This window comes from Massilia forsythiae (assembly GCF_012849555.1).
Classification (GTDB): domain Bacteria; phylum Pseudomonadota; class Gammaproteobacteria; order Burkholderiales; family Burkholderiaceae_D; genus Telluria; species Telluria forsythiae.
In genome coordinates, this window is record NZ_CP051685.1 from 5,828,817 (window position 1) to 5,847,138 (window position 18,322).

General features: G+C 67.7%; 17 protein-coding genes. 6 read left to right on the forward strand and 11 right to left on the reverse strand.

What is annotated here, in order from left to right:
- The first annotated feature begins 76 nt into the window (after positions 1–76).
- A complete protein-coding gene (locus HH212_RS24420; protein WP_170204842.1) occupies positions 77–778 on the forward strand; it encodes a glutathione S-transferase N-terminal domain-containing protein in 702 nt (233 codons plus the stop codon).
- Positions 779–1,000: 222 nt separating this feature from the next.
- Here the strand turns inward: HH212_RS24420 and HH212_RS24425 are convergent, their stop codons facing one another.
- From HH212_RS24425 to HH212_RS24435, 3 genes are all read right to left on the reverse strand, one after another.
- On the reverse strand, positions 1,001–1,729 hold the full coding sequence (locus HH212_RS24425; protein WP_170204843.1) for an SDR family oxidoreductase: 729 nt from the start codon (positions 1,727–1,729) through the stop codon (positions 1,001–1,003).
- A 180-nt stretch (positions 1,730–1,909) separates the two neighbouring features.
- Positions 1,910–2,854, reverse strand: a complete 945-nt coding sequence (locus tag HH212_RS24430) for a pirin family protein (RefSeq protein WP_170204844.1) — start codon at positions 2,852–2,854, stop codon at positions 1,910–1,912.
- A 37-nt stretch (positions 2,855–2,891) separates the two neighbouring features.
- Positions 2,892–3,593: a pirin family protein gene (locus tag HH212_RS24435; RefSeq protein ID WP_170204845.1), complete on the reverse strand. Its 702-nt coding sequence runs from the start codon at positions 3,591–3,593 to the stop codon at positions 2,892–2,894.
- Positions 3,594–3,744: 151 nt separating this feature from the next.
- Here HH212_RS24435 and HH212_RS24440 point away from each other — a divergent pair, with 151 nt between their 5' ends.
- The 3 genes from HH212_RS24440 to HH212_RS24450 all read left to right on the forward strand — a co-directional run bounded on the left by HH212_RS24440 (position 3,745) and on the right by HH212_RS24450 (position 7,779).
- The gene (locus HH212_RS24440; RefSeq protein WP_170204846.1) at positions 3,745–4,671 is read left to right on the forward strand and encodes a LysR substrate-binding domain-containing protein; all 927 of its coding nucleotides are present in this window, start codon (positions 3,745–3,747) and stop codon (positions 4,669–4,671) included.
- A gap of 503 nt (positions 4,672–5,174) precedes the next feature.
- Positions 5,175–7,334: a polyphosphate kinase 1 gene (ppk1, locus tag HH212_RS24445; protein ID WP_170204847.1), complete on the forward strand. Its 2,160-nt coding sequence runs from the start codon at positions 5,175–5,177 to the stop codon at positions 7,332–7,334.
- Positions 7,300–7,779, forward strand: a complete 480-nt coding sequence (locus HH212_RS24450) for a SixA phosphatase family protein (protein WP_170204848.1) — start codon at positions 7,300–7,302, stop codon at positions 7,777–7,779. Before ppk1 ends, HH212_RS24450 begins: the two co-directional genes overlap by 35 nt.
- Positions 7,780–7,782: 3 nt before the next feature.
- Here HH212_RS24450 and HH212_RS24455 read toward each other — a convergent pair whose 3' ends face one another.
- Together HH212_RS24455 and HH212_RS24460 are read right to left on the reverse strand one after the other, a co-directional pair.
- The gene (locus tag HH212_RS24455) at positions 7,783–8,478 is read right to left on the reverse strand and encodes an aspartate/glutamate racemase family protein (protein WP_211172414.1); all 696 of its coding nucleotides are present in this window, start codon (positions 8,476–8,478) and stop codon (positions 7,783–7,785) included.
- A 31-nt stretch (positions 8,479–8,509) separates the two neighbouring features.
- Positions 8,510–10,033: a dienelactone hydrolase family protein gene (locus HH212_RS24460; protein ID WP_170204849.1), complete on the reverse strand. Its 1,524-nt coding sequence runs from the start codon at positions 10,031–10,033 to the stop codon at positions 8,510–8,512.
- A 373-nt stretch (positions 10,034–10,406) separates the two neighbouring features.
- Here HH212_RS24460 and HH212_RS24465 point away from each other — a divergent pair, with 373 nt between their 5' ends.
- Both HH212_RS24465 and HH212_RS24470 read left to right on the forward strand, forming a co-directional pair.
- Positions 10,407–11,528, forward strand: coding sequence for a Gfo/Idh/MocA family protein (locus HH212_RS24465; RefSeq protein WP_170204850.1), 1,122 nt, complete (start codon positions 10,407–10,409; stop codon positions 11,526–11,528).
- 172 nt (positions 11,529–11,700) lie between these two features.
- Positions 11,701–12,543, forward strand: a complete 843-nt coding sequence (locus HH212_RS24470) for a DUF6159 family protein (protein ID WP_170204851.1) — start codon at positions 11,701–11,703, stop codon at positions 12,541–12,543.
- A 1-nt stretch (position 12,544) separates the two neighbouring features.
- Here the strand turns inward: HH212_RS24470 and HH212_RS24475 are convergent, their stop codons facing one another.
- From HH212_RS24475 to HH212_RS24500, 6 genes are all read right to left on the reverse strand, one after another.
- The gene (locus HH212_RS24475; RefSeq protein ID WP_170204852.1) at positions 12,545–13,180 is read right to left on the reverse strand and encodes a class I SAM-dependent rRNA methyltransferase; all 636 of its coding nucleotides are present in this window, start codon (positions 13,178–13,180) and stop codon (positions 12,545–12,547) included.
- A 49-nt stretch (positions 13,181–13,229) separates the two neighbouring features.
- Positions 13,230–14,237, reverse strand: a complete 1,008-nt coding sequence (locus HH212_RS24480) for an alpha/beta fold hydrolase (RefSeq protein ID WP_170204853.1) — start codon at positions 14,235–14,237, stop codon at positions 13,230–13,232.
- A 12-nt stretch (positions 14,238–14,249) separates the two neighbouring features.
- Positions 14,250–14,414, reverse strand: coding sequence for a hypothetical protein (locus HH212_RS24485; protein WP_170204854.1), 165 nt, complete (start codon positions 14,412–14,414; stop codon positions 14,250–14,252).
- A 257-nt stretch (positions 14,415–14,671) separates the two neighbouring features.
- Entirely contained in the window at positions 14,672–15,667 is a 996-nt protein-coding gene (locus HH212_RS24490) for an SMP-30/gluconolactonase/LRE family protein (protein ID WP_170204855.1), read from the reverse strand.
- A gap of 70 nt (positions 15,668–15,737) precedes the next feature.
- A complete protein-coding gene (locus HH212_RS24495) occupies positions 15,738–16,709 on the reverse strand; it encodes an MYG1 family protein (protein WP_170204856.1) in 972 nt (323 codons plus the stop codon).
- A gap of 17 nt (positions 16,710–16,726) precedes the next feature.
- A complete protein-coding gene (locus HH212_RS24500) occupies positions 16,727–18,190 on the reverse strand; it encodes a Ppx/GppA phosphatase family protein (protein WP_170204857.1) in 1,464 nt (487 codons plus the stop codon).
- Positions 18,191–18,322: the final 132 nt, after the last annotated feature.

The window sequence follows — 18,322 nt, forward strand, 5'->3', positions numbered from 1 at the left end:
TCCGCGCCGCTGCCGTGCAGGGCATCGGCGCCGGCGCTGTTACCATCGGGTGACACCCATCGCAAAGGAGCGATCCATGACTGACCTGAGCAATTTCCCGGTAACACGTAAATGGCCGCCGCATCACCCGGAGCGCCTGCAGCTGTATTCGATGACCACGCCCAACGGCGTCAAGGCGGCGATCATGCTGGAAGAGATCGGCCTGCCCTACGAGGCGCACCGCGTGTCGTTCGAAGCCAACGAGCAGACCTCGCCGGAATTCCTGGCGCTGAACCCGAACAACAAGATCCCCGCCATCCTCGATCCGGACGGCCCCGGCGGCGAGCCGCTGGCGCTGTTTGAGTCCGGCGCCATCCTGCTGTACCTGGCCGAAAAGACCGGCAAGCTGCTGCCCACCGATCCGGCGGCGCGCTATGAGACCATCCAGTGGGTGATGTTCCAGGTGGGCGGCATCGGCCCGATGTTCGGCCAGCTCGGCTTCTACCTGAAATTCGCCGGCAAGGACTGGGAAGACAAGCGCCCGCGCGACCGCTACGTGGGCGAGGCCAAGCGCCTGCTGGGCGTGCTGGACAAGCGGCTGCAGGGACGCGAATGGATCATGGGCGGCGAGTACACGATCGCCGACGTCATCACCTTCACCTGGGTGAACGCGCTGCGCAGCATGCCGGAGGCAAAAGGCTTGATCGACGTGGGCGATTATCCGGAGGTGAACCGAGTGGTGGATGTGTTCCTGCAGCGGCCGGCGGTGGTCAGGGGCCTGAAAATACCGGCTGCCTGAATACCGTCATCCCCGGCATTGCCGAGAACGACTTCCCGCGCAGGCGCACTACTGTCAAAGATAGTATTGCTGGCCTAAAAACCGTCGTCCCCGCGCAGGCGGGGATCCATGCTGAGGTTCCGGAGTCCGCATGTGGAAACACCCGGGTACTTCCAAGATAACGATGCTGGTTGCTCAGCATGGGTCCCCGCCTCCGCGGGGACGACGGAAATACGGCCGGATTCAGCCCAGCGACCGCAAATCCGCCACCACCTCGTCCCCGAACCCGGCGCCGAGCAGGTAATCCACCAGGCGCTCGGCGCACTCGTCCGGATCGACCAGGCTGCCGGTTTCCTTCAACTCGACGAAGCGGCTGCGCATCGGAAAGTTCGCCTCGGGCGTATCGCGGATCTCGGCCTGCATGCCGGTGTCGATCACGCCCGGCGCCAGGCTGCAGATCTTGATGTCGGGGGCGCCGTCCAGCGTCACCGCGCGTGCGTGCTGGTCGAGCGCGGCCTTGGTGCCGCAATACACGCTCCAGCCGGGATAGGCATTGCGCCCGGCGCCGCTGGAGATGTGCAGGATGCGCCGCTGCGCGCCGCCGCTGGCGCGCGCCACCGCGGCCGACAGCGCCAGCGGCGCCGCCACGTTCAGCGTCACCGCGCGCAGCACCGCTGCCGGGTCCTGCTGGTCGAGCGGACCGACCGGGCTGACCATGCCGGCATTGTTCAGCAGCAGCACGGCGCCGGTGCCGTCCAGGTAGTCCTTGAGGATGCCGTCCGCCAGCCACGCCGCCAGCGCAGCGCCGTCGGCCAGGTCCAGCTCGACCTCCTCGAACAACGCCGGATAGGCGCGCGCCAGCTCGGGTGCGCGGCTGCGCGCAAGGCCCATCACCGGCACGCCGCGCGCCAGCAGGTTGTGCGCCAGGGCGGCGCCGAGGCCCTTGGTATGGCCGGTAACGATCGCTTTCATGCTGGTCTCCTGGTGACGGCCGCCATCGGCGCGCGCAATCGCATGGTAGCGCAGGCGGGTGCCGTCCACCAAACGCCATGCAACCCAAGACATGCATCAAACCGGGGTCAGAGCCCGAATTTGGGCAAGTTCCAGATGGTCATTTCCAAAAATCGGGCTCTGACCCCGGTTTGCGCGTGATCATGGGTAGTGCACGGGGCGGCCCGGGGTGTCGGGCAGCGGGATGAATTCGGTCTCGCCCGGCACCGGTGCGAAGCGCATGGCGCGCCAGTCTGCGCGTGCCTGCTCGATGCGCTCTTCCGAGCTGGAGACGAAGTTCCAGCTCAGGTAGCGCGGGCCGTCCATCGCATCGCCGCCGAGCAGCATCACGCGCGCGCCGGCGTGGCTGCCCACCGTGACGCGCGCGCCCGGTTTCAGCACCAGCAGCTGGCCGGCGTCGAACGCGCCGTCGCGGCCCAGGTCGAGCCGGCCTTCGACCACGTACACGGCCTGCTCGGGGTAGTCGGCCGGCAGGCCCAGGCGCGCGCCCGGCGCCAGCACCAGGTCGACGTAGAACATGGGCGAGGCCACCGGCACCGGCGCGCGCTTGCCGAAGTATTCGCCGGCGACGACGCGCGCCGTGACGCCCTCGCCTTCGATCAGCGGTAACGCGTCCGCGCCGACATGCGTGAAGGCGGGCTCGCTTTCTTCCTGCGCCTGCGGCAGCGCCACCCAGCACTGCAGGCCGGACAGGGTCGACCCGGCCGCACGCTGGCCCGCGCCGGTGCGCTCGGAATGGACGATGCCCTTCCCCGCCGTCATCCAGTTGACCTCGCCCGGCTTGATGTCCTGCACCGTGCCCAGGCTGTCGCGGTGCGAGATCTCGCCGGACAGCAGGTAGGTGACGGTCGCCAGGCCGATGTGCGGATGCGGACGCACGTCGATGCCGCGCCCCGGCTGGAACACGTGCGGCCCCATCTGGTCGAGGAACACGAAGGGTCCGACCATGCGGCGCTCGCGGTGCGGCAGCGCGCGCCGCACTTCGAAGCCGTCGCCGAGGTCGTGGATGCGCGGCACCACGACCGTTTCCAGCATCGCGTCGTGGTCGTCATGATGGTCTTGCCGGTTCTGGTCTTGCGCTGTCATGGTCGTGTCTCCGATGGGGCAGTCCTGGATGGATACGTTATGCCGGCAGGTCGAACAGCAGCACTTCGGCATCCTGCGCGCCGCCGAGCGTGACGGCCGCTTCGTCCGCCACGTGCACCGCGTCGCCCGCCGCCAGCGCCGCGCCGTTCGCCACCACGCTGCCGCGCACCACCTGCACATAGGCCTGGCGGCCGGCGGCCAACGGATGTTCGACCCGGTCGTCGCCGTCGAGCACGGTGGCGAACAGCGCCGCGTCCTGGCGCAGCGTCACCGAGCCGTCGCGGCCGTCGTTTGATGCCACCAGGCGCAGCCGGCCTTTCTTCGAGGCGGCATCGAAATGCTTTTCCTCGTAGCCCGGCGCGCCGCCGGCCGCGGCCGGCACGATCCAGATCTGCAGGAAGTGCACCGGCGCCGTCTTCGAATGATTGTACTCGCTGTGCGTGACGCCCCTGCCGGCGCTCATGCGCTGCACGTCGCCCGGGCGCAGCACCGAGCCGTTGCCCATGCTGTCCTTGTGTTCGAGCGCGCCGTCCAGCACGTACGAGATGATTTCCATGCTCTGGTGGCTGTGCGGATCGAAACCGCGCCCCGCCGCCACGCGGTCCTCGTTGATCACGCGCAGCGGGCCGACCTGCATGTGCGCCGGATCGTAGTAATTTCCGAACGAAAAGGTGTGCTGCGAGTGCAGCCAGCCGAAATCGGCGAGACCGCGTTCCTGGCTTTTACGGACGTTCAGCATGGGGATTCTCCTTGTAGGCGCGTTTGCATGAACCGAATTATCGACGCTCCCGGGCAAAACAAAAAACGAGTTATTTCATTTGCTATCGTCGATTTTTTCGATACCATGCCAGCTGCCTTCGTTCCCATCTTTCGCTTCTCGCCTCCCAAGCATGCTCAAGCTCAGCCTCGACGCCCTGCTCACCCTGGACGCCATCGCCCGCCGCGGCAGCTTCTCGGCCGCCGCCCGCGAACTGTTCCGGGTACCCTCCACCATCTCGTACACGGTGTCCAAGCTGGAGGAAGACCTGGGCGTGCAGTTGTTCGAGCGCTTCGGCCCGCGCGTAGCGCTCACCGCCGCCGGCGAGGAATTGCTGAAGGAAGGCCGCTACCTGCTCAAGGCGGCCGGCGACCTGGAAAGCCGGGTGCGGCGGGTGGCATCCGGCTGGGAGACGGAATTCGCGATCGGCATCGATTCGGCGCTGTCGCCGCTCGGCCTGCAGGACGACATCCGCGCCTTTTACGAAGTCGCCGACCAGACCCGGCTGCGCATCGTCAGGGAAGCGCTGTCCGGCACCTGGGAAAGCCTGCTCGACCGCCGCGCCGATTTGCTGGTGGGCGCGGCCGGCGAAGGGCCGCCCGGCGGCGGCTACATCGCCGAGCCGCTGGGCACGATGGCCTTCGTGTTCGTGGTGGCGCCGTCGCACCCGCTGGCAGCCGTGCGCCACCGGCTCGACAAGTCGGACCTGGCGCCCTACCGCGCGGTGTCGGTGGCGGATTCGGTGCGCACGCTGCAGGCGCGCACGGTGGGGTTATTGTTCGGCCAGGACACCTTGAGCGTGCCGGACATGCAGACCAAGCACGCCTTCCAGCTGGCCGGCCTGGGTTTCGGCTTCCTCCCGGAAGCCTGGGCGCGCGCCGACATCGCCGCTGGACGGCTGCTGGCAAAGGCGGTGGAAGAGCCGAAACCGGACGAGACCCTGTACCTGGCCTGGCGCACCGGAGAAGAAGGCGCCGCGCTGCGCTGGTGGCGCGAACGCATGCGCAGCGCCCCGCCGCTGGCGCGCATGCTGGCGCTGCAGCCGCCGGCCGGCGGCTGAGCAAGCGCCGCGGGCCGCAGCCTGCACAGGCGCCGGACGATCACGTGCCGAACAGGCCCATCACCGCCATCGCCGGCGGCGGCGCGTGGGCCTTCAACAGCAGGCACATCGCGCTCATCAGCAGGCCCAGGCCGACGAACGTCAGGTAGAACTTCATGCTTGCACTCCTCGGCGGCGGCCGGCGCTCCGGCTGGAAAACGCATCAACGCGCGAGCGGCGCGCCGCGATGACAGCGTGACATCATATGACAGCGTGACAGCATCTTATGACGCCACGGTGACGGCGCCACCTGTCGGAACGGTGCGTGACGCCGGCGCGACAAACGGTGACGCGCATTGATGCCGCGCGCGACGGGCTTACCGGATTCGCCTCCAACGCTGCCGCCCGCATAGCGGCGCCGGTGCCCCTGCCGCTGAGCGGCGCCGCACGGGCGCGCACCCTGTCACAATCCTGTCATCTCCGGCTTCTACAATCTGTTATCACCAGTGAAATATTTTAGAAAAATGGATGTGAAGTCGAAACCGGACGAGGGCGCCCAGCTGGACGACAACCCGGCGCTGTTCCTCAACCGTGAGCTGTCGCTGCTCGAATTCAACCGCCGCGTGCTGGAGCAGGCCGAAGACCCGGCGCTGCCGCTGCTGGAACGGTTGCGTTTCCTGTGCATCGTCAGCAGTAACCTGGACGAATTCTTCGAAGTGCGCGTGGCCAGCCTGCTGGCGCACCACCAGCAGGCCGGCACCGCCGCCCATGCCGACCCGGACTTCGACCTGGACGGCGCCAGCGCCGAATGCCGCCAGCTGATCGCGCGCCAGTACGCGCTGCTGAACCAGGAAATCCTGCCGCGCCTGTCCGAGAACGGCATCCACCTGCTGCGCCGCGCCGACCGCAACGCTGCGCAAAAAGCCTGGGTAAAGCAGTATTTCGACCGCGAGGTACGACCGCTGCTGACGCCCGTGGGCCTGGATCCGGCGCACCCGTTCCCGCGCGTGATCAACAAGAGCCTGAACTTCATCGTCGAGCTGGCCGGAAAGGATGCCTTCGGGCGCGGCACCGGCATCGCCATCATGAAGGCGCCGCGCGTGCTGCCGCGCGTGATCCGCCTGCCGGACGAACTCTCCGACAAGCCGGGCGCTTCGTATTGCCTGCTGTCGTCGGTGATCCAGGCGCACATGGCCGACCTGTTCACAGGGCGCGAGGTGGTGTCGTACTCGCAGTTCCGCGTCACCCGCAACAGCGACCTGTGGGTCGACGAGGAAGAAGTCAAGAATCTGCGCCAGGCGTTGCAGAGCGAACTGCACGGGCGCCAGTACGGCTTCGCGGTGCGCCTGGAAGTCGGGCGCGGCTGCCCGCGCCACCTGGCCGACTTCCTGCTCGACCAGTTCGCCATCGACCGCTCGCGCCTGTTCGCGGTGGACGGCCCGGTCAACATGGGCCGCCTGCTGGAACTGGCCAGCGGCAGCACCCGCGCCGACCTGAAATTCGCGCCGTTCACGCCGGGCTTTCCGGCCAAGCTGTCCCAGCACCACGACATCTTCGCCGTGCTGGGGCGCCAGGACGTGCTGTTGCACCACCCGTTCCAGTCGTTCCAGCCGGTGATCGACTTCATCCGCTGCGCCGCCGCCGACGGCAACGTGGTGGCGATCAAGCAGACCATCTACCGCGCCGGCGCCAATTCCGAGCTGATGGAGGCGCTGATCAATGCCGCCCTGCGCGGCAAGGAAGTCACCGTCATCGTCGAGCTGATGGCGCGCTTCGACGAGGAAGCCAACATCAACTGGGCCGAGCGCCTGGAGGAAGCCGGCGCCCAGGTGGTGTACGGCGTGGTCGGCCTGAAAACCCACGCCAAGATGGCGCTGGTGCTGCGGCGCGAGCCGGGCGGCCTGCGCCGCTACGCCCACCTCGGCACCGGCAACTACAACCCGACCACGGCGCGCCACTACAGCGACTTCGGGCTGCTGACGGCGGACCAGGCGCTCACCGCCGACGTCAACGAGGTCTTCATCCATTTGACGAGCCTGACGCGCCCGACCCAGCTCGACGCCATCTGGCTGGCGCCGTTCTCGCTGCAGAAGGAAGTGGTGCGCGCGATCCGCCACGAGGGCGCGATCGCCAAGGACGGCAAGCCGGCGCGCATCATCGCCAAGATGAATTCGCTGACCGACGAATCGGTGATCCGCGCGCTGTACGACGCCTCGAAGGACGGCGTGCGCATCGACCTGATCGTGCGCGGCGCCTGCGCCCTGCGCCCCGGCGTGCCGGGCCTGTCGGACAACATCCGGGTGCGCTCGATCGTCGGGCGCTTCCTGGAGCACACGCGCGTCTTCTACTTCCGCAACAACCTGAAGCACGACGTCTACCTGAGCAGCGCCGACTGGATGAACCGCAACCTGTTCCGGCGGGTCGAAGTGGCGTTCCCGGTACGCGCGCCGGCGCTGAAGAAACGCGTGCTGCGCGAAGGGCTGCAGGTGTACCTGAAGGACAACGTCAACGCCTGGGAACTCGGCAGCGATGGCCGCTACCGCCGCCGCAAGCCGCGCGGCAGCCAGGCGCGCTTCAGCGCCCAGGCGGCGTTGATGGAAATGCTGGGCGCCGCCGGCGATGCCCACGCACACAACAAGGAACCGGAAAATGGAACTGATTCTGTGGCGCCACGCCGAAGCTGAAGCGCACGTCGCGCCGGGCGACCGCGAAGGCGACCAGGCGCGCAACCTGACCGCCAAGGGCGCGCGCCACGCCTCGCGCGTGGGCGCCTGGCTCGACCGCCAGTTGCCGGCGCACTGCCGCATCGTCGCCAGCCCGGCGGCGCGCTGCGTGCAGACCGCGCAGGCGCTGGGCCGCAAGTTCGCCGCCGTGGAAGCGCTGAACACCGATTCCAGTGCCGAGCGCATCCTGGACGCCTGCGGCTGGCCCGGCCAGAAGCTGCCGGTGGTGGTGGTCGGTCACCAGCCGCTGCTGGGCCAGGTGGCGGCGCTGGTCTTTTCCGGGCAGGCGCACGACTGGAAGATCCGCAAGGCCAGCGTGCTGTGGATCGCGCGCAAGGACGAGGACGATCCGCAACCATTCATCCGGCTGGCGGTGGGGCCGGACCTGATCGGCAAGCTGCGCTGATCCTCAGCCTTCGCGCAATGCGAAGTCGACTGCGGCGTCGGCGTGCAGGGCCGCCGAGTCGAACGCCGGCAGCGGCAGGTCGGCGGCGTCCAGGATCATGCCGATCTCGGTGCAGCCGAAGATGACCGCATCGGCGCCCTCGTTCGCTGCCGCATCGATCAGCGCCATCAATCTGGTGCGCGAGGCGTCCAGCACCTTGCCCGCGCACAGTTCGTCGAAGATGATGTCGTGCAGCGCGCCGCGCCCTGGCGCCTCCGGCACCACGACGTCGATGCCGTGGCGGCGCATGCGTTCCTGGTAGAAGCCGTTTTCCATCGTGTAGCGCGTGGTCAGCAACAGCGGCTTGGCGCGACCCGCAGCGTTGAGCGCGTGCGCGGTCTCGTCGACGACGTGGATCAGCGGGATGTCGACGGCGGCGGCGACCGCGTCGGCCACCAGGTGCATCGTCACCGCGCAGATCAGCAGGCACTGGGCGCCGGCCCGTTCGAGGCCTTGTCCGGCCTGCGCCAGCTGCTGCCCGGCTTCTTTCCAGCGTCCCGCCTTCTGCTTGTCGACGACGGTCTGGAAATCCAGCGAATGCAGCAGCAGCTCGGCGGAATGCAGGCCGCCCAGGCGGCGGCCGACCGCTTCGTTGAGGTGGCGATAGTAGATGGCGGTGCTTTCGAAGCTCATGCCGCCGATCAGGCCGATTTTGCGCATGGAGATAGGTTCCTTTGGTGATGGATGCCGCTCAGCGCGGGGCGCCGGTGCCCGGCGCCTGCGCGCGCAAACGCACGATGCTTTGTCTTGCCTCCGCCATGTCCGGCCAATAGCCCAGCACGCGCTCGTACTGTTCGATGGCATGCGCATTGTCCCGGTTCCTGTCGTAGGCCATGGCCAGATAGAAGGCTGCCCGCCAACTGTCCGGATACAGGGCATTCGCGAGCGCGAAGATGTCGATCGCCTGCGCATACCGTTGCTGTTCCAGGAACGGCTCGCCCCAGGAGATCAAGGCGCGCTCCGCCGGTTTGAAGTCCGGTGCGCGCCTGCTCATGTCGCGGTAGACGGCGGCCAGGCCGGCATGGCCGCGGGCGGCGAATGCGGCCGCCAGGGTCGCCAGCGTGGGCGGCGCGCCTTCTGCGCGATGCACGTCGACCGCCAGCAGGTGGGCGGGCACGCCATTCGCTTTCGGCGCCGCCTGCATGAACTGCAAGGCTTGGGCATCGCCCTTGAGATGGGCGTCGAGAAAAGCCAGCACATATTTTTCCATCCAGCCGTACGCCAGCGCGGCCTCGTCGCGCGAATACTCGCCGAAGCGCCCTTCCGGTCCCAGGCGCAGCGATTCGGACTGGAAGGCCGCATGCGCCATCGTGTACATGGTCACGTTATAGAGATCGGCATACTTCATCCGGTTCAACAGGCTGTAGGCGGGAACCTGCCCGTTGCGGTTCATGGCCTCGGCGGTCGCTGGCTTGCCGCCCATGTACAGCATCGGCAGGGCCAGCCGCTCGGGCGTCGCATATGCTGCGGCTTGCGCAATCGAAGGGTGGTAGCGCACCGATCCGTCCAGCGCCACCAGGGCGCCGATGCGGTCGTCGCGCGCCGCCGCCAGCACGTTGGCCAGCCCGCCGAAGCTGTAGCCGACCACGGCGATCCTGGTACGGTCGGCCTGGGCCACCGTGGCCGCATGCCCCACCAGGAAACCGATATCGGCCGCCTGCGCCTCGGCGCCGTCCAGGTCGATGGTGATGCCGCGCGTGTCGACGCCCATGCTGGCGCTGGCCATCACCACGTAACCGTGGCTGGCCAGGTACTCGCACAGGTCCGCATTCTCGTGCGCCGGAGAACTCGACCCGGGCGCGTAGATCACGACCGGGAACGTGCCGGGCGCCGCAGGCGCATCGCGCAGCGCCAGCATCGGCTGGTCCATTTCGGTACGCGCCTGTTGCGCGCTCAGGTTGGCATACTCCTCTTCCAGCGTCCTGGCGACGACACGACCCGCTTCGGTAGCGCTGCGCTCGAACAGCGTCTCCGTGGCCGTCGTACCCAGATAATCCCGATAGTGCAGCTGCCTGCCGGCGCTCTTCCCGGCGGGATACCAGACCAGGGTCTGCAAGGGTCGCGCCCTTTCGCCGGCGGCAGGTGCGCCGCTGGTCAGGTCGGTTTTCTGGCGGAAGACGCGGGCGCGGTCGTATTGCTGGATAACCCGAAAACCGACGCCATAGGCGCCGGCGCCATTCGGCGGGCTGAAATTGGCTGCGTGGCTCGTGAACATCACAGCGCATGACAATGCAAGCAAAACGATCCTGTGCATCGATTTCCTTTGATGAATGGTAATGCCGGTTTTTATCGCATGACAGCTTATCGATTTTTGACGTTCCAATATGCGCGAATATGCACGCTTCGATCGTGAATGCTTGCGGCCGAAGGCCTGTCGTCCTATAGAAATACTTAAGTGTCGGTTAGTTGCATAAATATCCGAGGTTCACTGCTCGATATCGTTCTTCAAGTGCTGGCTCCGGCCAAGTTCCGAAGCAATGACACCAAACCAGACCGAACTTGAATTACAATATTTTCAATAAATGAAATCGATTTCTTCCCAAACGTGTGGATGAAGTCCCTACGATTCACGATAACAGGAGAAAAACATGGTAGATCTGAACCGGCGCGGCCTGGTCCTGGCCGCCGGCGGCGCGATGGCAGCGGCCGGCATCGGCGCATCCAGCTGGGCTGCGCCCGTGGCCGCCCCGTCTGGCCGCAAGCTCGGCTATGCGATCGTCGGCCTCGGCAGCTATGGCCTGGGCGTCATCATCCCGCAATTCAAGCATTGCCAGAACAGCCGGCTGGTGGCGCTGGTCAGCGGCGACCCGGCCAAGGCACAACGCGTGGCGGCGGAATACGGCGTGCCCGAGCGCGGCATCTACAACTACCAGAACTACGACGGCATCCGCGACAACCCGGACATCGACATCGTCTACGTCTGCCTGCCGGTGTCGATGCACGCCGAATACACGATCCGCGCCGCCAAGGCCGGCAAGCACGTGCTGTGCGAAAAGCCGATGGCACCCTCTTCCGCCGATTGCGAAGCGATGATCGCCGCCTGCAAACAAGCCGGCAAGAAGCTGATGATCGGCTACCGCTGCCATTTCGAGCCTTATAACCTGGAAGCGATCCGCCGCGCGCGCGTCGGCGAGATCGGCAAGCTGCGCTACTTCCGCTCCGAGCACGGCTTCACGGCCAACAACCCGTCGGCCTGGCGCCTGAAAAAAGCGATGTCGGGCGGCGGTTCGCTGATGGACATCGGTATCTACGCCCTGAATGCGGCGCGCTACATGACCGGCGAGGAGCCAAACGCGGTGTATGCCACCGAGCGCACCGACCGCAGCGACCCGCGCTTTCGCGAAGTGGAAGACATGATCGAGTTCGAGCTGGAATTCCCGTCGGGCGTGCTGGGTTCGTGCATGTCGATGTACAGCGCCAACCAGAACCACATCCTGCTGATGGGCGACAAGGGGCGCATCGAGCTGGAGCCGGGCACCGGCTACCGCGGCAACCGGCTGTGGGTCGGCAACGGACGCGAGAACGAGATCACGCCGCCGCCGGGACCGGGCGCCAACCAGTGGGCCGGGCAGCTCGACCACATGGCGCAGTGCGTGCTGCAGGACCGCCAGCCGATCGTGCCCGGCGAGGAAGGCTTGCGCGACATCCGCATCATCGAGGCGGTGTACCAGTCGGCGCGCGAAAAGCGGCGGATCGCGCTGCGCGCCTGAAGACCGGCGCAGCGCAGGCCCGCTGGCCATCCGCCCGGCCTGCAGCCCGATGCGCGATACGTGGCAGGGCCAGCTTGAATTTCCTGTGATAAAGAGCGCATTTTCGCGGATGGGTTCCCGCTATGATGTGCGGGAACCCGCCGGCGAATCGGCGGTTAACCGGGAGCCCACCATGTTCGACCGCATCAAACGCAGTTTCGATCTCGTCCGTGCCAGCGCCCAGGTGCTGCGGCAGGACAAGCACCTGCTGCTGTTCCCCATCATTTCCGCCGTGGCCATGCTGCTGGTGCTGGCCGCGTTCGCGCTGCCGCTGTTCGGCATGGCCTCGTTCGACGGCGTCGGCAAGGGCGGTGTGTATTCGCTGGCCTTCCTGTTCTACGTGGTGCAGTACTTCGTCATCTTCTATTTCAATACCGCCCTGGTGGGCGCCGTGATGATCCGGCTCGACGGCGGCGCGCCGACGCTGGGCGACGGCCTGCGCATCGCCAACGGCCGCTTCGGCACCATCCTCGGCTACGCCGTGATTGCCGCGACGGTGGGCGTGATCCTGCGCGCGCTGCAGGAGCGGCTCGGCTTCGTCGGCCGCCTGGTGGTCGGCCTGGTCGGCGCGGGCTGGGCCGTGGCCACCTTCCTGGTGGTGCCGGTGATCGTCACGCGCGACCACGGCACCCTGGACGCGATTTCGGAAAGCACCTCCCTGGTCAAGCGCACCTGGGGTGAGAACCTGGTCGGGCAGACCGGGCTGAGCGCCGCGTTCGGCCTGGTGTATTTCCTCCTGATCGCCGCCGCCGTGGGCGTGGCGCTGCTGCTGGCGCCGGTCGCGGGCAGCATCGCGCCCGTGCTGATGGTGGCGTTCGCGACGGTGGTGGTGCTGGCGTCCCTGGCCTGCATCCTGTTCCACGCCACCCTGAGCGGGATTTATTCGGCGGTGGTGTACCGCTACGCGGCCGGTGGCAACGGCACGCCGGGTTTCGACGCCGGCATGCTGGCGTCGAGCTTCCGCCAGAAATCCTGAATCACTTCGGATAGACGAAGCCGCTGCGGATATCCATCGGCTTCAATCCGCGTCCCTCGCGCACCATCAGGCGCGACGGCGGCTCGTCGCCGGCCAGCGCGCGCGCCATGACGCCCAGGCCTTCGCCCTTGCGCAGCAGCACGTCGCAGCGTTCGTACACGTTGGCGCAGCCGGTGGCCTTGACCAGCGCCTGCACCACGGCCACCTTCCACAGGTCGACGCCGGCGGCGTTGAACTGGCACACCAGCCAGCCGGCGGCGCCGCCGTAGCCGTGCACCAGCAGGCCCGGCAAGCCATCCTTCTCGCCATCGACCAGCTGCACCAGCGCCTGCGGATCGGCAGCGCGCAGGGCCGCGGCGCGCGCCTGCACGGCGGCCTGGACGCGGCGCTTGATCAAGGCATGGTCGACCGGCTCGTCCTCGCGCAGCGTCCACACGCGCGCGGCGATCTGCGACCTGGCGTTGTAGGCGGCGCGCGCCAGGAAGCGGCGCGCCGAGGTCTGAACGATGGCGGTAGCGCCGGGCTTGTTGCGTTCCTGCGGCTTGCCGTCGACCTTGTCGATGGCCGAGAGGTAGATCCAAGGGTCGCCGGACAGCAGGGCTTTTTCCTTGCCCTGCTTGATGGTAATGATGAGCATGCGCAGCCTTCGTGTATCGTTTCGCTTCGAGGTGCGCGATGATACAGCACTACTTCACCTGACCCACCACTTCCAGCACCGCGTCGACCACGGCCTGCGGCTTGTCGGCATGGATCACATGACCGGCATCCGCCACTACGCGCTGTTTGCCGCGCGTCGACAAGGCGGCGGTCTCCTTGTGGATGGCGGCGTTCTCGTCTTCCATCGCCTTGTTCAGGGCGCTCTGCGGCTTGCCGGGTACGGCATACGGGCTCACGCCGCGCGTCAGCACGATCACCGGCAGGTCGCCGAACGGCCGCCGCAGCTTGCGCAGCTGCCCGTCGCTGTCCGGGATGGCATGCCACTCGTCGGCATTGACGCGCCAGTAGGCAGCCCTGGTCGTCGCCGCCGTCACGGCCGCGCCCAGCGCGGGGCCATAACTTTGCGCCGGATTGCCGATGCAGTTGTTCCATTCCTCGCTGCCGGCCCTGAAACCCTTGACGGCGGCGGCCAGGCAGTAGTCGTTCTGCTGCGCCACCATCGCATACACCTTCTTCAGGTTGCCCCGGCTGGCCTTGTCCAGGCGGCTGGTTTCGTCCTCGTGCTGCGGCTCGACCAGCACCAACCCCTTGACCTCGGTGGGGTAGCGATACGCATACACCTGTACGTTGGCGCCGCCCAGTGAATTCCCGACCAGCACGTACGGCGGCCTGACGTCGGCGCCGGCCAGCAGCTTGTGCAAGTCCTGCGCCACGTTCTCGGCCGTGTTCGGGCGGCCGGCGGAATCGCTGAAGCCGAGGCCGGCGCGGTCGAACACGCAGGCGCGCGTGCGCCTGGCAACCGCCGGCTGTACCTTGAACCAGTTCCAGCCGGCCTCGCCGGAGGGCGCATCGAAGACCACCGTAGTGGCGCCCTGGCCGCTGCAATACAGGTTCATCTTGCGGCCGCCGATGTCGACCAGCTGGTGTGGCCTGGCGAAAGCGCCGCTGGACGTCGACGAGCTTACCGGCGCCGCCATTGCAAGAGTCGACGCGCCGGCCAATGCGGACGTGACCAGTCCAGCCACACCGTCATTCATCGGATCGCTCCTTCATCGAGAAGAAAACATCCTGGACGATGCAGCCGAAAGGATGGCGCACACGACCGCCACGATCATGGCGCGCCCCCAGTCGGGTTCGTGCATATCGCTCAGGAGAGCGGTGTACAGGAGCGTGCCGACAGCGCTGCCGAGGGCGATGGACAAGGTATTCTTCATGTGCGTCAATGGAAACTCGATTGAGCGAACTGCATTTTCGTGCATTCGCTTTTACCGGGATGGTTCGAGCCAGCATAGCAGCTTGTCGAGCGTGAAAAAGCGCAGACTGCCACAATCGGTTCCCATCGCTGGAAAGAAAATCTCACATCTGGAAATCCATTCCACTTGCCCGTCCACGAGGCTTACCCACACAGCGGACATCGGGCGGATCGATCGTCATGACGCCGCCACGCCAGCCGCGCGCACTCACCCGCGATTCAATACGGCGACCCGGTCACATCCAGCCGCACCTGCCACAGCGCCCCCGCCCCGGTCAGGTACAGCGTCTTGCCGTCGGCGCCGCCGAAAGCCGCGTTGGTGACGTTGGCATCGACCCGGATCGTGGCCAGCTCCTTGCCCTGCGGCGAAAACACGCGCACGCGGTGCGCCGTGTGCTCGGTCACGTAGACGTTGCCGTGGCAATCGACCGCCATCCCGTCCGGCACCTCCAAGCCGCGCACGATGTCGCGGCCCGCGCCCGGCACGCCGCCGGCGACCGGGTGCGCGCGCAGCAGGCCGTCGCCGGCATTCACGTACAGTACGTCGCCGGCCGGGGACAGGGCGATGCCGTTGGGGTTACGGCGGCTGCCGTCCACCAGCGTCACGCGCCCGTCCGTGCCGACACGGTACACGCCGGTCACCGGCTGGCCGCCCGGCGCCGCCGCCTTCTGGAAGTCCGGATCGGTGAAGTACAGGGTACCCTCGGCGGCGATGGCGATGTCGTTGGGCGAATTGAACACCTGGCCCTGGTAGCGCCCCGCCAACACCGCGCCCTTGTCCCCGCTTTTGCCCCCGCCGTTACCTTTTGCTGCGGCCGCGCCGTCGAGCGCCAGCCGCGTCACCGCCTTCTGCTTGTGGTTGGCCGTCACCAGGTTGCCGCCGGCGTCCACCGCCAGGCCGTTGCTGCCGCTGTCCTCGACGACGGTACGCACGCTGCCGTCCGCCGCCAATTTGCGGATGCGCGACGGGAAGGCCGGGCCGTTGCCGAAGTCGGAAAAGTACAGCGCGCCCTCGATCCAGACCGGGCCTTCGTACAGTCCCTCGCTGCGCGTCGGCTCGACCGCGGCGATGCGCTCGGCGCGCAGTTCGCCGGCGGGCGCCTTGCCGCTGCAGGCCATCGGCTGCGCCAGGGCCGGAACGGCGAGCGCCGCCACCAGGGCGGCAGCCGCAAGACGGATGCGGGAAGAAGCGGGGGCGGTACGTCGTTCGTTCATATCGTTCATATCATTTATACTGGATCGGGGTGGAACGCGTTCGCCGCCGAGGATCGCTAACGTCGCGTCTTCAGCCGCACTCGGTGGACGCCCGGCTGCCGCCGTCGACCTCGCGCAGCGCCTGGCGCGCCATCTCGCGGATGCCTTCGAACGACTTGGCCGCGGCGATGAAGCGGCCGTTGTGGCAAAAGCCCGCGTCGGCCACGCCGGTCACCGCCGCCAGGTCGCCATCGCGCAGGCCGGCCCAGGATGCGGGCAGGTCGGCGCGCGCCTCGAAGGTGTCCGGGCTGGTCGGCACGGTGTGGATCATGTAGCGGCCCTCGCCGATATTGTGGCTAATGACGAACAGCACCTTCGGCATTTCCTTGCGCACCACCGAAGTCCAGGGCAATGCGCCGTTCTTCAGGAACAGCACCCTGCCCCCTTCCAGCGGCTCGGAATGGCGCACCTGTTCCAGCGCCAGCTGGGCGCCGACGCGGTATTTCACGGCGTTGACCATCACGTCGGCCATCAGCGCCATGGCGCGCCTGAACTGGGTCAGGCGGTAGGCTTCGGTCGGCTCGCCGTAGCCGATGCGCTGCTCGTCCATCCAGTTCGGGTTGAAGCCGGACACCACCGCCGACAGGCCGTAGCTGCCGGGCGCGTTCCTGGCCGCGCCGGTGTCCGACATGTCGAGGTATTGCACGATGTCGGCGTCGATCGCGTAGGCCATTTCGCGCGCGGCGTCGTCGGAAAGCTTGTGGCCGGTGTGGCGCTCGGCCAGGATGGCCACGCAGCGCGGGCCGTATTCGCGCCATACCAGGCCGGCGCTGGCGTACACCACGCCGCTCTGGCGGGCGCCGTCGAAGCCCTTCTGGTGGTGGTCGAAGCGGCCGCCGGCCGGGTCCCAGATGCCGCCGACGTCGACCGCGAAGTCGGCCGTCTCGATGGTGGCGGCGTCGCGCGTGCGCACGATGTCGCTGCCGGGGAACACGATGTCGAGCACGGCCACCGCCCATGCATCGTCCGCATGGAACTTGCCGCTGTGAGTCACGATTACCATTGTGGGTCCTTGAATGTTCATGCCGCCTGCGTTACCTGGAAGCCGACGCCGACCTCGATCCAGGCCGCCGCTTCCTTCTCGAACCAGGCGGCCACGGTCGGATGCTGGCGCAGCCAGCCGCGCGGCGTCTCGATTTCCACGCGTCCCTTCATGCGCAGGCGGATCGCTTCGACATCGGCGTCCACGCGCGCATGCATGAACACCGCCGCCAGGCGCAGCGCCAGCACCGCGCGCGCCAGCTCGGGCACCGCCAGCGCCTCGCGCACCTTGCGCAGGTTGCCCTTCTGGGCCAGCACCACGGTCGCCAGCAGGCGCTGCTCGCGCGCGGTGAAGCCGGGCAGGTCGGCATGCTCGACGATGTAGGCGGCGTGCTTGTGGGCGCCGGTGTGCGACACCGCCAGCCCGACTTCGTGCAGCATGGCGGCGCGCAGCAGCTGCGCCTTGAGCGGTTCGTCCTGCGGCGCCAGGCGCTCGAAGAGTTTACGCGCGATGGCGGCGGTGCGCGCGGCGCGGCCGTGGTCGACGCCGAAGCGGCGCATGCAGTCCTGGATCGCCAGGTCGCGCCGGTCGTGGCGGTTGGCGCGCAGCTCCAGGTCGGACAGCACGCCCAGGCGCAGGCCGGCGTTGATGGCGCCCATGCGCTCGGCGCCGAGTTCCTGCATCACGCCGATCAAGACGCTCAAGCCGCCGACCATCACGATCACCCGCTCCTTTTTCACGCCGGGCAGGTCGAACGCGTCGACGTGGCCGAGCGCGACCAGCTTGTCGCGCAGCGCCAGCAGGCTGGGCAACGACATGCTGCCGTCGCCAATGCCGTTGCGGGAAATGACTTCCGAGATGGCGCGGATGGTGCCGGACGAGCCGACCGCGCCGTCCCAGCCGATGGCGCGGTACTGGCCGGCCGCATCCTCGAAGCGGGCGCGCGCGTCCACGATGGCGGCGTCGAAGGCGGCCGCCTCGATGCGCCCGCCGGGAAACCAGGCGGCGCTCTGCGGGTGGGTGCCGATGCTGAAGGATTCGACCAGGCGGATGGCGTCGCCGGTGCCGGCGATGAGTTCGGTGGAGCCGCCGCCGATGTCGATCACCAGGCGCTTCTCTTGCGCCGCCTGGGGGCCGAGGGCGCGCGCCACGCCCATGTAGATCAGGCGCCCTTCCTCCTCGCCCGAGATGATCTCGACCGGGTAGCCGATCGCTTCTTCCAGGCGCGGCAGCAGCGCCTCGGCGTTGCGTGCCACGCGCAGGGTGTTGGTGGCGACCACGCGCACCGCCTCCAGGCGGTACTGGCGCAGGATGGCGCCGAAGTCGCGCAGGCAGCGCACGGCGGTGTCCATCGACTCCGCGCTGAGCATGCCGTCCGGTCCCAGGCCGGCCGCCAGGCGGATCGGGTCGCGCGCGGTGCGCACGATGTGGATCTGGCCCGCGAGCGCCTCGCCGATGTGGAGGCGGAAACTGTTGGAACCGAGGTCGACTGCTGCGTACATGGAAAAGTCCGTGGAGGCGCCGGACGGCGCGTTATCGCGCAGTATAGCGGACCACCGAACAAGCGCGGCGCTCCCCGCTTGCAAGGAGCCCTGTCGGGATGCGCCGCGCGCCATGCGAGCCGGTGCCGGACC